The organism is Pseudomonas sp. DC3200b2, from assembly GCF_049895785.1.
Taxonomy (GTDB): Bacteria; Pseudomonadota; Gammaproteobacteria; order Pseudomonadales; family Pseudomonadaceae; genus Aquipseudomonas; species Aquipseudomonas massiliensis.
The window spans coordinates 38,680-52,421 of the sequence record NZ_JAFCTA010000011.1 but is presented as its reverse complement, the minus strand read 5'-3'; the positions used below and the strand labels follow the sequence as shown (position 1 = coordinate 52,421).

The window sequence follows — 13,742 nt, the reverse complement described above, 5'->3', positions numbered from 1 at the left end:
AGATTCCTGAGTTTTTCGGGGGAGCGGGGGAGGGAGGTAGCGATGACACGGGCGTGGTCAGTCCTCGGTGCCGAGGACTGACCACGCACTGAATCAATAAGCGCGAGGCTGGCCTACGCGGCGATACTGACGGGCAGGAGGCCTGTCATGCTTGGTGGGAGTGCAACGCACCAGGTGAGACAAAAACGTCTCACAGTCACTGCTGTGAAGCGCATTAAGCTCAACGGCCTGTGAAAGCACCAGTTTAAGGCTGTCGTGCCATTCCTGCTTTACAAGCAAGGCCGCTGCCAGAACTTGGTCAAGACGTTTTACGACTCCTACCCTGTACTGTCCTGATACCTGTTCTTTGCAGGTGTAGAAGAAATATCGAATTCGTTGTGGGTACTGGATAGTAGGATCATTCATGTACTGATCCAGGCTATTGAGTTGCTCGACGGACAGGACAGCCATTTTAATCTCCCTTATCAAATTTGGCGTTAGCCGTGGTTTATCATTTTTAAAACATCTATAGCCTGCTTTACATCATAGCCGCCTGAAGTCCGATATTCTTGATTGTCTCCTTTTAGCTGAAAATCTTCACAATAATTTTTCAAAGCCATCCGAACGGCCATCGACTGCTTTTCGCTTAATTTTATGCCTTCAACAATAATTGCAGCCTCTATCTTTACAGGACCGCTTTTAATCATCATGATAAGTAGTTCGCATATAACTGAGAATACAATTGTTCCAATGATAAAAGGACCATATATATCAAGATACTTTTGAGAGTCGAATTGCGGATCAGATGCGGACGCTATTTCAATGCTTATTACGTATAAGACAATCAGAACAAAAGCGAGAAAGAAGGTTATCGTGCGCAGTTTCTTGAGCAGTGGTGTAGTATGAAATAAAAAAGACTTTAGCATTAGTTCCTCCTTAAGACGATTTTCTCACCAGCTTATTTCAATCGCTGGAATATCTCTGGCTTGTTACGCATGTAGCTTTTTGCGCTACCGTCAGGCAATAGCTCCCAACGATTTTCGCGGGTTTCACGATCAATGAGTAGCTGATCAGAAACTCGAATTAAATCCATAGAAAATGGACCCCACACGTCTAAAGCCTTGGGCTCAGTGGTGCTTGTAGCAGAGTATCCGTCTTTATCAGGCTGGATTACCACAGACTCAGTAGTCTTACCGTCTTTGTGTATCCACGTCCCGGTAAATGAATTAGCTTGTGCTGAGCAGCTAAGGGCCAAAAGCAAAGCTGCTACGGTAAACCTAATTTTAAAACGCATTGTGTTATTCCTGCTGTTGATCTATTAGTTTTTTTCAGCTAGCTCAGCGGCAAGCCAAGAAACTTGTGACTTGGCCGTCCTTCCAACAGTTAATGAGAATTTTTGTCCATTCAAGCCCTGTGAAGAAAAGTCAATAATACCGTCTTTTGGTGTATAACATCTATCTACTGGTTTACTAGCGCGGAACGCTGAGAGGCGATAACGGTTTCCATCATTTAACGATGTAAAGTAGCAGACCAAATGACCAGCAGCTGTGTTATTAGACCAGACCTTAAAATCTAAGCGCGCATCCCACTTGCCTTCTGGAACGTCTGCCCAAGCATAAGATTGAAGCTCTAAACCAGCTTCAACAGCAGCTTTATAGCTTAGAGCACGCCGAGAATCTTCAAGTACCATATTTTGACTCCAACCTTATAGCTGACTATACAAAGTGCGCACTAACAGACTATAGAACTATATGGCAAACTTAGCAATATAAATTGTTTAAACGGCACTTGATCAACTGTAGTTTATAGACTACAATGGTATGCATGAAAACGATTAAACAAACTTCAACGTATATGGCATGGGAGCGTAAGCTCAAGGACAAACGCGCCAAAGCGGCAATCGCTGCTAGAGTTTACAGGGCAGCGCACGGGCTTATGGGTGATGTTTCACCAGTAGGTCAAGGTATAAGCGAATTAAGGATTCACTATGGTCCTGGTTATCGGGTTTACTTTCAGCAGCGCGGCGATGAATTAGTAATATTGCTATGCGGGGGAGACAAGAGCAGTCAATCCCGTGACATTGAAATGGCAAAAAAATTAGCGGCTACTTGGAGCTGAAAATGAGCGAAGTACTCTACGATTATGATCCGGCCGAAGCGTTAGACGGCCCTGAAGCGATTGCAATATTTCTTTCTGACGCCTTTGAAACTGGGGATGCTGAATACATTGCCAAGGCACTTGGAGTCGTTGCGCGCGCCAAGGGCATGACTGAGCTTTCCCGTGAAACTGGCCTGTCCCGAGAGCAACTTTATCGTTCATTCAGCCCTCAAGGTAATCCTACGTTGAAAACTCTGCTAGCAGTAACCAAGGCCCTTGGTGTGGATATGACTGCTCGCCTACACTCTCCGACACAGCAATGCTGATTGATTTTTCCCTCTAAGAAGAGTCTAGCGCTCATCGGTTTCCTAACGACTGAGCGCAGATGCTCACATACCAAGTTTATTTATTTTCTTCTGTAATCATATTCAATATATTAGTAGCTGCGTTTCGGCCGCCAACTCCAAAACTATTATAGAGCATTCTTAAAAAACTTACTGTATTCTCGGCTGCCTCGTTGAAATCTATAGAAACCCCTTCTTCAAAATGACAGTAATACATCCCTCTAGGAAGACCTCCTGAAAAAACTAGCTTTGTATTTTTAAATCTACAAGCTACGAATTGTTTGTCATCCAGGTCAACCACTTCATCTTCAAAATCTTTAGCAAACTCAGTCTGCGGGTCTGCTTCTAACTTATCCCTTTCGTAAAGGTGACGTAAAAGCAAGTCCTTAAAATAATCTTTATCGGCATTTTCAATCAATCCATAGATAACAGCTCTATCAATTGGCCCATTATAGTTTATTCCAACTCCATTGTTACCTCCACGCATCCCACTTATGGTAGAGCCATTGTATAGATTGACTACCGCATCCTTTCTAACTTCTACCGTAACTTGCCCTAAGCAAATTACTCCTCTTGTAACCTGTATCTTATTCGGCGGAGACAGTTCTATCTCAAATAGTATTTTTCTAAAGCCTTGCCGTATGGTAAGTGTTGTGCCAGTAAATTCAACATCCCACGCCGCTACCGAATACTCCAGGCTATTTTCGTGAATTTCAAGCACACACTTTCCTGACTCATCAAAAACGACCGCACTCAACAAAAGCTGCCCATCTTGTATGGAAAAATCTAGAAGAGAAATTCCGTCTATCACGATTGCCGAAAATGTTGGATACATGGTGAAATCATTTTCAAATGAATTACCTCCAATCACTATTTCTGCCACGGTCCCCGAATACCAGAGTTTGAAAGGGTTGGATCTCCCAATTTGCAGATTATAAGGATTTTTATCTGCTTCTCGCACTTTCTCTATCGGCAATAGTTTATTTGTTTTTTCTCGATGATGACTATCACAGAGTAGAGTAATTTCTGAAGCCACGTGCCTTCTGACCTTTGCCCATTCCTCCATATGTTCGTACTCATATAGAGGCATGCCGCAAATTACACAACCAAACCCACACCTTTGACGCACCTCCTGTCTTATTGCCGACGGTGGTCTTCTTGAGGGGTCTGACTTATCTTTTGACATTATGTTATCCTTTTAGAATATTTTTATCTGGTTTAACACATATTTTTTATTTACTGTATTATTTCAGGCATTAAAAGACGCAGGCCTTATTTAATAAATATTATGATTCAGCTTTGTAGCGAATCACAACATGTCCGCAGGCTTATAGTCGCACGCTGTTCACGAAAAATGGAACACTGCCTAACGTGCATGGACCGTCCATAGCTCATCTATGCGTGTTGTATAGCTCTGGCTCATTAGCTCACGGCGCATGCCCCAGTCTGGCTCTATCGGCACCGTAGCGGCGCGCAGCGTGCCCCGGCCCCACCGGGCGTTAATACTGTCCAAGGTTTTCATCAGCTGCTCACACTTCTTCGGCTGGGTGAGTGCAAATAAATCCCCCGTGTACTCCCCAGGTTGCCGCAGGTCTAGCAACAACACCTCGGCCTTACTGTAGCGATACCCTTCCCTGAAAATGCGCTCTACGGCCTGTGTGGCCGCATTGGTCATCAGCAAGGTGTCATGGGTAGGGTAGGGCAACTCGACCAGGACGCCGTTTGCGTATTTGGCCTCGTCTGGGTTGAACATGGGGCGAATAGAGAAAACGGAAAAAATCGTACGCTAAGGTTTTCCGGGCAGCCTTAGCGGCCGAAACTTCCCGTCCTCCAGCCTGCGGCTCTGCCGCCAGACATAATCGCCGGTCAGGTTGATGTGCTCCCACCCCAGCGGCGACAGGTACTGCAGCAGCTCGCCATCCACCGACTTCCCCGCTTCGCCCATCGCCTGGGTGGCGCGTTCCAAGTACACCGTGTTCCACAGCACGATGGCGGCCGTCACCAGGTTGAGACCGCTGGCCCGGTAGCGCTGCTGCTCGAAGCTCCGATCCCTGATTTCGCCGAGGCGGTTGAAGAACACCGCCCTGGCCAGGGAGTTGCGCGCCTCGCCCTTGTTCAGTCCGGCATGCACGCGGCGACGTAGCTCTACGCTTTGCAGCCAGTCGAGGATGAACAGTGTGCGCTCAATCCGGCCCAGTTCGCGCAAGGCCACGGCCAGACCGTTCTGGCGCGGGTAGCTGCCGAGCTTGCGCAGCATCAGCGAGGCAGTGACGGTGCCCTGCTTGATCGAGCTGGCCAGGCGCAGGATGTCGTCCCAGTGGGCGCGGACATGCTTGATGTTCAGGGTACCGCCAACCATTGGGCGCAATGTCGGGTAGTCCTGGACGCTATTCGGAACATACAGCTTGGTTTCGCCGAGGTCGCGGATGCGCGGTGCGAAGCGGAAGCCCAGCAGGTGCATCAAGGCGAAGACGTGATCGGTGAAGCCAGCCGTGTCGGTGTAGTGCTCCTCAATCCGTAGGTCGGACTCGTGGTACAGCAAGCCGTCGAGCACATAGGTGGAATCGCGCACGCCGACATTCACCACGCGGGTGCTGAACGGTGCGTACTGGTCGGAGATATGGGTGTAGAACAGCCGCCCCGGCTCGCTGCCGTACTTCGGGTTGACGTGCCCGGTGCTTTCGCCCCGACCGCCCGCCCGGAAGCGCTGGCCATCGGAAGAAGAGGTCGTGCCGTCGCCCCAGTGAGCGGCGAAGGTATGACGGTACTGGTGGTTGACCAGCTCGGCTAGGGCCGCCGAGTAGGTTTCGTCTCGGATGTGCCAGGCTTGCAGCCAGGACAGCTTGGCGTAGGTCAGGCCGGGGCTCGACTCGGCCATCTTGGTCAGCCCGAGGTTGATCGCATCGCCCAGGATCGCTGACAGCAGCAATGTCCGGTCTTTGGCCTCGGCACCGTCCTTCAGGTGGGTGAAGTGGCGACTGAAGCCCGTCCAGTCGTCCACGTCCATCAGCAGTTCGGTGATCTTGATGCGCGGCAGCAACTGGCTGGTCTGGTCGATCAGCGCCTGCGCGGTATTGGGCACCGCGGAATCCAGTGGGGTGATCTTCAGCCCTGACTCGGTGAGGATGGCATCGGGCAGCTCGTTGTCCTTGGCCAGGCGGGTGACGGTGGCCAGCTGCTCGTCCAGCAGCTGCAAGCGTTCTTCCAGGTACTGGTTGCTGTTCGGGTTGATCGCCAGGGGCAGAGCCTGCGCATGCTTGAGCGCGGCGAACCTCTCTGCCGGCAGCAGGTAGTCGTCGAAGTCGCGGAACTGCCGCGAGCCCTTGACCCAGATGTCGCCGGAGCGCAGCGCGTTCTTCAGCTCTGACAGGGCGCAGATTTCGTAGAAGCGCCGGTCGAGGCCTTCCGGGGTTATCACTAGCGGCCTCCAGCGCGGCTTGATGAAGGCGGTGGGCGCATCGGCCGGCACCTTGCGCAGGTTGTCGGCGTTCATCTCGCGCAGGGTCTGCACGGCCGCCAGCACGCCTTGCGCAGCCGGGGCGGCGCGCAGTTCCAGCACCTCCAACAAGGCCGGCGTATAGCGGCGCAGGGTGGCGAAGTTCTCGCCAACCAGGTGCAGATGGTCGAAGCCCTCCGGCCGGGCCAGCAGCTCGGCCTCGCTGACGCTCTCGGTGAACTCGTCCAAGGGAATCACCGCCTCGATGGCGGCGTAGGGATCGCTGCCGCTTTCCTTGGCCTCCAGCAGGGCCTGGCCGATCTTGGAGTACAGGCGCACCTTGTCGTTGATCGCCTTGCCTTGCTTCTGGAACTGCTGCTGATGCTTGTGCTTCGCGCCGCTGAACAGCTTGACCAGGATGCGGTCGTGCAGATCGACCAGCTCATCAATCACGGTCGCCGTACTCTCCAGCACCACGGCGGCCAGGGTCGCGTAGCGCCGCTGCGGCTCGAACTTACCGAGGTCTTTGGGCGTCATCTGCCCACCCTCGCGGGCCAGCTTGAGCAGGCGGTTCTGGTGGATGTGCCGGCCCAGAGCTTCGGGCAAATCCACCAGCTGAAATGTCTTCAGCCGCTCGATGTGTTCGAGCATGTGCCGGGAGTTCGGTTTTAGTGGGGCCTGCCGCAACCAGGTCAACCAGGTGATGCTGCTGCCGGCCTTGAGCTTCAACAGCTCGTCCAGCTTGGCCCGATGCGAGTCCGTGAGTGGTTCGACCAGGGCGCGGTAGACCCGGCGATTGGCCCGCGCAATGGCTTCCGAGCAGGCCCGGTCAATCACGCTCAGCGCCGGCAGGATGCGCCGCTTCTGCCACAGACTCTCCAGCGCCTGGCCGGCCAGCAGCAACCCCTTGTCGGTCTGCTGGGCCAACTCGGTCAGCTCGCGCACCAGGGCGCGGAAGTCGGACAGGCCGAACGGGGCCAGTTGTAGGTAGGTGCGCAGTTCCTGGGCGTGCTCGCGGCGAGTCACGTCGCGTTCGCCGTATTTCGCCCAACTCGTTGGGTCGACCTGAACTTGCTTGGCCACCCACTGGATGACCGGCTCGGGCAACTCGCTGTCGCTGCCCAGCGCATAGCCTGGATATCGCAGCAGGCTGAGCTGCACCGCGAAGCCCAGGCGGTTGGCGTCGCCGCGCCGCTGGCGGATCAGCGACAGGTCGGAGTCGTTGAAGGTGTAGTAGCGGATCAGGTCATCCTGGCTTTCCGGCAACGCGAGCAGGGTATCCCGCTCCGTAGCCGAGAGGATCAAGCGACGCGGCATGTATCAATCGTCCGTGCGTAGGTACTGGTAGAGAGTTTCCCGGCTGATGTTGAACTCGCGGGCAAGCTGCGCTTTGGGCTCTCCGACTGACGCCCGCTGACGCAGGGTAGCAGCCTGCTCGTCGGACAGGGCCTTCTTGCGGCCCCGGTACGCGCCGCGCTGCTTGGCCAGGGCGATGCCCTCCCGTTGCCGCTCACGGATCAGGGCGCGCTCGAACTCGGCGAAGGCCCCCATCACCGACAGCATCAGGTTGGCCATCGGCGAGTCATCGCCGGTGAACACCAGGCCCTCTTTCAGGAACTCGATACGCACGCCGCGCTGGGTCAGCTTCTGCACCAGGCGTCGCAAGTCATCGAGGTTACGGGCCAGGCGATCCATGCTGTGCACCACAACGGTGTCGCCCTCGCGGACGAAGCCGAGCATGGCCTCCAGCTGGGGACGCTGGGTGTCCTTGCCCGAGGCTTTGTCGGTGAACAGCTTGCCGACCTCGACTTGCTCAAGTTGCCGCTCCGGATTCTGATCGTAACTGCTGACCCGGACATAACCGATGCGTTGTCCCTGCAAGATGCCTCCATGGGCTGTAGGGCTTACGTTGGTTTTTGGTTCCATTGCGCCCGAAGCCTTGAATTTGTCAGGCTGAAATCTATGACCTTGGCAAGCATGTGTCAAAGAATGTGAAAGCGGACTCTATTCTGACGGCGCGGTGCGGCCTTGCCTGACATCCAGTTAGGGTATAGCTCAGGCTGACATCCAAGCTGGACGCCCTAGTCGGGGTTGACTCGCAGAAATTGCCCTCTTCCTGTAGACTGTCGCGGCCATTGAGTTACCAAAGACATTCGATAAGACCTCATGCTTACCCTGCAAAACATGATCTGGCTGCCTACGCCGCCATAGCGCTTCGCCCCCCGCATCATCTGTGACTGCTTGCTCCGCCAGCAGTCACGCTCTGCTGTGCCTTCGGTTTTAACACCCTCCACAGCCCCCCTACATCCGACAATTTGACCTCGTATCGACCAGCTGCACATGGCTTGCGCCGTGCTGTGCTGCGCGATCCATTGCCTTGGGAATTCTGATGCTCCACTCGTTAAAACAAACCTGGTTTTCCAACATCCGTGGCGACATCCTCGCCGGTCTTGTGGTCGCCCTGGCCCTCATCCCTGAAGCCATCGCCTTCTCGATCATTGCCGGGGTTGACCCCAAGGTCGGCCTGTACGCCTCTTTCTGTATCGCCGTGGTGATCGCCTTTGTCGGTGGCCGACCCGGCATGATCTCGGCCGCAACTGGGGCCATGGCACTGCTGATGGTGACCCTGGTCAAGAATCATGGTCTCGAATACCTGCTGGCTGCCACGCTGCTGTGTGGTGTGTTGCAGATCGCCGCCGGTTACCTGAAGCTCGGCTCGCTGATGCGCTTTGTCTCGCGCTCGGTGGTGACCGGCTTCGTCAATGCGCTGGCAATCCTGATCTTCATGGCTCAGCTGCCCGAGCTGACCAATGTCACCTGGCACGTCTACGCCATGACAGCCGCGGGCCTCGGCATCATCTATCTGTTCCCCTATGTCCCCAAGATCGGCAAGCTCATCCCATCGCCGCTGGTGTGCATCATCGTGCTGACCGCCGTCGCCATGTCGGTTGGGCTGGATATCCGCACGGTCGGTGATATGGGTCAACTGCCAGATACGTTGCCAATCTTCCTCTGGCCTGACGTGCCGCTGACGTTCGAGACGTTGGCCATCATCTTCCCTTACTCGGCAGCGCTGGCCGTGGTCGGTCTGTTGGAATCGATGATGACCGCGACCATTGTCGACGACCTGACCGACACCTCCAGTGACAAGAACCGCGAGTGCAAGGGTCAAGGCGTGGCCAACATTGCTTCGGGCCTAATCGGCGGTATGGCAGGTTGCGCGATGATTGGTCAGTCGATCATCAACGTTAAATCCGGCGGTCGTTCTCGTCTGTCCTCCCTGGCCGCAGGCGTATTCCTGCTACTGATGGTGGTATTCCTCGGCGACTGGCTGAAGCAGATCCCGATGGCTGCGCTGGTGGCAGTGATGATCATGGTGTCCATCGGCACCTTCAGTTGGGATTCGCTGCGCAACCTGAAGAAGCACCCACTGTCGACCAACATTGTCATGGTCGTCACCGTGGTGGTCGTGGTGGCCACCCACAACCTGGCCTTCGGCGTCTTGGCCGGCGTGCTGCTGGCCGCGATGTTCTTCGCCAACAAGGTTGGCCATTACATGGCGATCAGCTCTTCGCTGGACGAAACCAGCGAACACCGCCTCTACGCGGTCACCGGCCAGGTGTTCTTCAGCTCGGCCGACAAGTTCGTCGCAGCCTTCGACTTCAAGGAAGCCTTGGACAAGGTAACCATCGACCTGAACCGTGCCCACTTCTGGGATATAACCGCCGTTGCCGCCCTGGACAAGGTGGTCATCAAGTTCCGCCGCGAAGGCACCGAAGTCGAAGTGCTGGGCCTCAACGAAGCGAGCGCCACTATCGTGGATCGCTTCGGCGTTCACGATAAACCCGACGCCATTGATCAACTCATGGGCCACTGAGAAGGAGAACAACAATGACCCACGTAATTGCCTGTATCGACGGTTCCGCCTCGTCCCCAGCCGTTTGCGACTACGCAGCCTGGGCCAGTCTGAGCCTGGAAGCACCACTGACCTTTCTGCATGTGCTGGATCAGCGCCAGTACCCGGTTGCAGCGAATCTGAGTGGCAATATCGGGCTTGGCAGCCGCGAGCACCTACTCGATGAGCTTGCTTCCCTGGATGAACAGCGCGGCAAGTTGGCCCTTGAACAAGGGCGGATCATGCTTGCGGCCGCGAAAGAGCGTGCCATGAAGGATGGTGTGGCCGCACCGGAGTCCAAGCAACGCCAAGGCGATCTGCTGGAAAGCCTGCAAGAGCTACAAAGCGAAACGCGCCTGCTGGTCATCGGTCGCCAGGGCGAGTCTAGCGGCGGTCTGAGTCAGCATGTCGGAAGCCAGCTGGAGAGCGTGATTCGTATCATGCACCGACCAATCCTGGTCACCCCGGCCAACTTCCAAAAGCCCGAGCGCGCGATGCTGGCATTCGATGGCGGCGCTACTACCCGCAAGGGTGTGGAGATGCTGGCAGCCAGCCCGCTGCTGAAGGGACTGCCGATCCACCTGGTCATGGTTGGGCCCGTGAGCGATGAAGCGTCCGCGCAGCTGGACTGGGCGCAGAAAGTGCTGATCAACGCCGGGTTCACTGTTCGTGCGGAGACTCGGAGCGGCGAGATAGAACCTGCCTTGCACGCCTATCAGAAAGAGCATGGCATCGATCTGCTGGTGATGGGGGCCTATGGCCATTCCCGTATCCGGCAATTCCTGGTCGGTAGCACCACGACCAGCATGCTCCGCACCACAACCAGTCCGCTGTTACTGCTGCGCTAATGGCCTTGGAGGACGCCCTCGATCTTGCCCATTTCAAGACCCTGCTGGAACAGCGGGCTGCCGAGCTGGATCGATTGCTGGAAGACGCTGAGTCTCGCTCGCAATCGGTAGAGCTGGATCAAAGCAAGGTAGGGCGTTTGTCGAGGATGGATGCACTCCAGCAGCAAGCAATGAACGATGCCATCCGCAGTCGGGCGCAGCATGAACGCGTCCGCCTCCAACTGGCCCTCAAGCGTTGGCACGAGGGTGAGTATGGCTGGTGTAACCAATGCGGCGAGTTGATCGCCTCGGGCCGCTTGGAATTCGATCCGGCCACGCCGTTTTGCGTCACCTGTGCCAGCCGCACCGAGTCGGGTTGAAACCATCACGGCTGGTGGCGTCAGTCCCATTTAACGAGACTTCTAATGTATTTGATGGCTAAAAACTGGCTGGGCAGAACACGGAAAGTAAGTGTTTGGATGTGGGCGCTTCTGTGCCTTGTGTTGCTCACCGTATTCCAAGTACGTACTCATCACCTTGATGATCGTCTGTACTTCTGGATCAAGACCCACTGGCACACAGACGATTGGCAGGAACGTTCTGTTTGGCTGCCTGGCTATCGGGTTGAACTGGATGCTAGACCGGTTCCCGGTGTGGACAATAACCTTTCGGGCCTGACCTTCGACCCTGATCTAAAACTGCTGTGGGCGGTTACCAATGGCCCGAACGAACTGCTGGCCCTAAGCCGTGACGGTGACGTGGAGCGACGTTACAGCCTGGATGGCTTCCACGATGTGGAAGCGGTGTCTTATGCCGGCAACGGTCAATTGGTAATTGCCGAGGAGCGTCGGCAGAGCCTGGTTATCGTGGATGTCCCCATCGACGAAAACGGCAAGCTTTCTTCTGACCGCTCATTGAGCCGAAACCAGTATCCAGCTCTGACCTTGGCACTTGGCAAAGAGGGCAACAAAGGCCTTGAAGGGCTCGCCTACGACCTGGAAGGTGACCGCCTGTTTGTGACCAAGGAGCGTGACCCTCGCCAATTGCTTGAGGTGAGCGGCCTTCGTGCCAGTCTGACAGGAGGTTTTTCCCTGCACGTCCGCGACCTGTCCAGCTTAGTAAAAGACAAGGTATTTGCCACTGACTTGTCTTCGGTCGTCTTCGATCAACAGAGCGGTCATCTGATATTGCTGAGCGACGAGTCGAAACTGCTGATTGAAATGACCGATGAGGGCACGGTGGTGAGTTTCCGCTCCTTGGCGAGGGGGTTTGCTGGTTTGCTGAAAGGCATACCCCAAGCCGAAGGCGTAACCATCGACGATGAAGGGTATTTGTACGTGGTCAGCGAGCCGAACTTGTTCTATCGCTTTACCCGCGAGACAGATTGACCAGTCAACAAGCTACAGTCAGGCGTGGCCGGGACGCTTGAACTGTTAGCGTACGATTTTTTCCGAATTCTGCGGGCTCCCCAACATGCCCGTACGCACGCTGATGCGCATTTTCTTGCACATCGAACCCTGGGCGCGCAGCTTCTCGGCGGCCCGCGCCGTGTACGTGGCCACAGCCTCCTTGATCGGGGCCAGCTCGGTCAGCCGCTTGCCGAACATGCGGCTACAGCAAATCTCCTGTTTCGGTGGGTCAGGGTCTTCCAGCTCCAGGCACGGCACGCCGGCCAGCTCGCGGGCCGTGCGCTCCAGGACAACGCTGAACTTGGCGCGCAGCGTCACGGGATCGGCTTTGGCCAGGTCCATGGCTGACTGGATGCCCATCGCCTGCAAGTGACCATTCAGGCGCCGGCCTACCCCCCACACCTCGGCCACGGCAGTATTGCGCAGCACCCAGTCACGCTTGAACGGGTCGCAAATGTCCACCACGCCTCCGGTTTGCTGCTGCAAACGCTTGGCGGTATGGTTGGCCAACTTGGCCAGCGTCTTGGTTCGGGCGATGCCGATACCGACCGGAATGCCGGTGCAGCGCAACACCTTCTCCCGGATCAACCGGCCCAGAGCCGTCAGGTCGCCCGGCTGGCCGGTAAGGTCACAGAAAATCTCGTCGATGCTGTACACCTCGGAGTCCGCGACCATGCTTTCGATAATCGTCATGACGCGCTCTGAGATTTGGCCGTAAAGCGCGTAATTACTGCTGAAGGCGACGATGCCGTGCCGGCGTAATGTGTCTTTGATCTGGAAGTACGGCGCGCCCATTTTCACGAAAGGCTTGGCGTCGTAGCTACGGGCGATTACACAGCCGTCGTTGTTCGAGAGAACGACAATGGGGGTCTTGGCCAGGTCTGGCCGAAACACCCGTTCACACGACGCATAGAAGCTGTTGCAGTCCACCAGGGCAAAGATGGGCTCATGCGTAGGCATGATCGCGCACGCTGTAGCGCACCACACCCCAAATGGCCATCTCATCGCTTTCCAGGATGAACCGCTGGGGGTAGGCGGGGTTTTCGGACTGAAGAATGACCTCGGTGCCTTTGCAGTGCAGCCGCTTGCACACCGGCTCGCCGTTAAGCGCGGCAATCACGATATCGCCATGCCGGGCCTCGCGACCTCGATCCACAATCACCAGGTCCCCAGAGAACAGGCCGGCGCCCATCATGCTGTCGCCATCGATCTTCACCAGGTAGATATGCGGTGCGCGAAGGTCGAACAGCTCGTCCAGAGAGATGTGTTTTTCCAAGTGATCCGCTGCCGGCGACGGAAAGCCCGCAGGCACCCGGTAGGCGAAAAACGGCAAGGGATAGACGGAAGGCTCCAGCGGCCCCAGGACAACAATACTCATGGTCAATCGTCCTGCAGAACGGTCCAAAAAATCTGGACGTGGCCATCGTCGCGATAGGCCAGCGTCACGTTATCCGTGTCGCCCAGCTCCTCCATGATCTGCTGCCAGGCATCCCCACAATCACCCTCAAACCGTTCCAGCAAGGCCGCCTTGTTCTTCTGAGCGATTGGGTTGTTGATTGCGCGCTGCAATCGGATCGCTAAAAGGTCATAAGGCTTCGGTGGTGGTGGGGTTGAGGGTTTCTTGGCCATGGAAGGTAACTCGAACTGTATGCATTTACAGTATTACACCCAAATCGCAGCCGGCAAGATTTTTCGTACCCCGAATCCGCATAAGTACCCCCAAAGGTGCGTTAAATGCACCGTTATGCCCTCAGC

General features: G+C 55.7%; 15 protein-coding genes and 2 pseudogenes. 6 read left to right on the top strand and 11 right to left on the bottom strand.

The genetic code is table 11. The features are described from left to right. Nucleotides 1-93: 93 nt before the first annotated feature. From ACP691_RS21165 to ACP691_RS21150, 4 genes are read right to left on the bottom strand one after another with little or no spacing between them, the layout of a single operon-like run. Nucleotides 94-450, bottom strand: coding sequence for a hypothetical protein (locus ACP691_RS21165; protein ID WP_426154170.1), 357 nt, complete (start codon nt 448-450; stop codon nt 94-96). 26 nt (nt 451-476) lie between these two features. Continuing rightward, nucleotides 477-905 (bottom strand): hypothetical protein, encoded by a 429-nt coding sequence (locus ACP691_RS21160; RefSeq protein WP_426154172.1) that lies wholly within the window; start codon nt 903-905, stop codon nt 477-479. A 32-nt stretch (nt 906-937) separates the two neighbouring features. Beyond that, complete coding sequence (locus ACP691_RS21155; protein WP_426154174.1) at nt 938-1,273, bottom strand: hypothetical protein; 336 nt, start codon at nt 1,271-1,273, stop codon at nt 938-940. 24 nt (nt 1,274-1,297) lie between these two features. Continuing rightward, the gene (locus ACP691_RS21150; RefSeq protein ID WP_426154176.1) at nt 1,298-1,669 is read right to left on the bottom strand and encodes a hypothetical protein; all 372 of its coding nucleotides are present in this window, start codon (nt 1,667-1,669) and stop codon (nt 1,298-1,300) included. 134 nt (nt 1,670-1,803) lie between these two features. Between ACP691_RS21150 and ACP691_RS21145 the strand changes: the two genes are divergently transcribed. Further along, the gene (locus tag ACP691_RS21145) at nt 1,804-2,097 is read left to right on the top strand and encodes a type II toxin-antitoxin system RelE/ParE family toxin (protein ID WP_426154178.1); all 294 of its coding nucleotides are present in this window, start codon (nt 1,804-1,806) and stop codon (nt 2,095-2,097) included. 2 nt (nt 2,098-2,099) lie between these two features. Further along, the gene (locus ACP691_RS21140; RefSeq protein WP_426154180.1) at nt 2,100-2,402 is read left to right on the top strand and encodes an addiction module antidote protein; all 303 of its coding nucleotides are present in this window, start codon (nt 2,100-2,102) and stop codon (nt 2,400-2,402) included. Between the two features lie 76 nt (nt 2,403-2,478). On the opposite strand, the gene ACP691_RS21135 is transcribed toward ACP691_RS21140, so the two are convergent. The 4 genes and pseudogenes from ACP691_RS21135 to ACP691_RS21120 form a co-directional block, all read right to left on the bottom strand. Then, nucleotides 2,479-3,606, bottom strand: coding sequence for an HNH endonuclease signature motif containing protein (locus ACP691_RS21135; RefSeq protein ID WP_426154182.1), 1,128 nt, complete (start codon nt 3,604-3,606; stop codon nt 2,479-2,481). Nucleotides 3,607-3,786: 180 nt separating this feature from the next. Continuing rightward, a pseudogene (locus tag ACP691_RS21130) lies at nt 3,787-4,173 on the bottom strand (DUF4113 domain-containing protein); the annotation flags it as partial. 33 nt (nt 4,174-4,206) lie between these two features. Beyond that, nucleotides 4,207-7,173 carry a Tn3 family transposase gene (locus ACP691_RS21125; protein ID WP_426199771.1) on the bottom strand — a complete coding sequence of 989 codons (2,967 nt, stop codon included), beginning with the start codon at nt 7,171-7,173 and terminating at the stop codon, nt 4,207-4,209. Nucleotides 7,174-7,176: 3 nt separating this feature from the next. Next, nucleotides 7,177-7,737 carry a recombinase family protein gene (locus ACP691_RS21120; protein ID WP_034115140.1) on the bottom strand — a complete coding sequence of 187 codons (561 nt, stop codon included), beginning with the start codon at nt 7,735-7,737 and terminating at the stop codon, nt 7,177-7,179. Nucleotides 7,738-8,245: 508 nt separating this feature from the next. On the opposite strand from ACP691_RS21120, the gene ACP691_RS21115 reads away from it, so the two are divergent. Genes ACP691_RS21115 through ACP691_RS21100 form a run of 4 tightly spaced genes read left to right on the top strand, consistent with a single transcriptional unit; the run spans nt 8,246 to nt 11,966 of the window. After that, nucleotides 8,246-9,733 (top strand): SulP family inorganic anion transporter, encoded by a 1,488-nt coding sequence (locus ACP691_RS21115; RefSeq protein ID WP_021264363.1) that lies wholly within the window; start codon nt 8,246-8,248, stop codon nt 9,731-9,733. Between the two features lie 14 nt (nt 9,734-9,747). Continuing rightward, the gene (locus ACP691_RS21110) at nt 9,748-10,599 is read left to right on the top strand and encodes a universal stress protein (RefSeq protein ID WP_042909925.1); all 852 of its coding nucleotides are present in this window, start codon (nt 9,748-9,750) and stop codon (nt 10,597-10,599) included. After that, nucleotides 10,599-10,958 (top strand): TraR/DksA family transcriptional regulator, encoded by a 360-nt coding sequence (locus tag ACP691_RS21105; protein ID WP_021264365.1) that lies wholly within the window; start codon nt 10,599-10,601, stop codon nt 10,956-10,958. The genes ACP691_RS21110 and ACP691_RS21105 overlap by 1 nt, the downstream gene beginning before the upstream one ends. A 45-nt stretch (nt 10,959-11,003) precedes the next feature. Continuing rightward, nucleotides 11,004-11,966, top strand: coding sequence for an SdiA-regulated domain-containing protein (locus ACP691_RS21100; protein WP_021264366.1), 963 nt, complete (start codon nt 11,004-11,006; stop codon nt 11,964-11,966). Between the two features lie 84 nt (nt 11,967-12,050). Here the strand turns inward: ACP691_RS21100 and ACP691_RS21095 are convergent. From ACP691_RS21095 to ACP691_RS21085, 3 genes and pseudogenes are all read right to left on the bottom strand, one after another. After that, a pseudogene (locus ACP691_RS21095) lies at nt 12,051-12,947 on the bottom strand (Y-family DNA polymerase); the annotation flags it as partial. After that, nucleotides 12,934-13,365, bottom strand: coding sequence for a LexA family protein (locus ACP691_RS21090; protein ID WP_426154087.1), 432 nt, complete (start codon nt 13,363-13,365; stop codon nt 12,934-12,936). The gene ACP691_RS21090 and the pseudogene ACP691_RS21095, both read right to left, overlap by 14 nt. Nucleotides 13,366-13,367: 2 nt before the next feature. Further along, nucleotides 13,368-13,616 carry a DUF1654 domain-containing protein gene (locus tag ACP691_RS21085; protein ID WP_426154089.1) on the bottom strand — a complete coding sequence of 83 codons (249 nt, stop codon included), beginning with the start codon at nt 13,614-13,616 and terminating at the stop codon, nt 13,368-13,370. Nucleotides 13,617-13,742: the final 126 nt, after the last annotated feature.

Bases quoted from the DNA above. Each gene is read 5' to 3' on its own strand.
- ACP691_RS21165 (WP_426154170.1), bottom strand. From the start codon at position 450: ATGGCTGTCCTGTCCGTCGAGCAACTCAATAGCCTGGATCAGTACATG.
- ACP691_RS21160 (WP_426154172.1), bottom strand. From the start codon at position 905: ATGCTAAAGTCTTTTTTATTTCATACTACACCACTGCTCAAGAAACTG.
- ACP691_RS21155 (WP_426154174.1), bottom strand. From the start codon at position 1,273: ATGCGTTTTAAAATTAGGTTTACCGTAGCAGCTTTGCTTTTGGCCCTT.
- ACP691_RS21150 (WP_426154176.1), bottom strand. From the start codon at position 1,669: ATGGTACTTGAAGATTCTCGGCGTGCTCTAAGCTATAAAGCTGCTGTT.
- ACP691_RS21145 (WP_426154178.1), top strand. From the start codon at position 1,804: ATGAAAACGATTAAACAAACTTCAACGTATATGGCATGGGAGCGTAAG.
- ACP691_RS21140 (WP_426154180.1), top strand. From the start codon at position 2,100: ATGAGCGAAGTACTCTACGATTATGATCCGGCCGAAGCGTTAGACGGC.
- ACP691_RS21135 (WP_426154182.1), bottom strand. From the start codon at position 3,606: ATGTCAAAAGATAAGTCAGACCCCTCAAGAAGACCACCGTCGGCAATA.
- ACP691_RS21125 (WP_426199771.1), bottom strand. From the start codon at position 7,173: ATGCCGCGTCGCTTGATCCTCTCGGCTACGGAGCGGGATACCCTGCTC.
- ACP691_RS21115 (WP_021264363.1), top strand. From the start codon at position 8,246: ATGCTCCACTCGTTAAAACAAACCTGGTTTTCCAACATCCGTGGCGAC.
- ACP691_RS21110 (WP_042909925.1), top strand. From the start codon at position 9,748: ATGACCCACGTAATTGCCTGTATCGACGGTTCCGCCTCGTCCCCAGCC.
- ACP691_RS21105 (WP_021264365.1), top strand. From the start codon at position 10,599: ATGGCCTTGGAGGACGCCCTCGATCTTGCCCATTTCAAGACCCTGCTG.
- ACP691_RS21100 (WP_021264366.1), top strand. From the start codon at position 11,004: ATGTATTTGATGGCTAAAAACTGGCTGGGCAGAACACGGAAAGTAAGT.
- ACP691_RS21090 (WP_426154087.1), bottom strand. From the start codon at position 13,365: ATGAGTATTGTTGTCCTGGGGCCGCTGGAGCCTTCCGTCTATCCCTTG.
- ACP691_RS21085 (WP_426154089.1), bottom strand. From the start codon at position 13,616: ATGGCCAAGAAACCCTCAACCCCACCACCACCGAAGCCTTATGACCTT.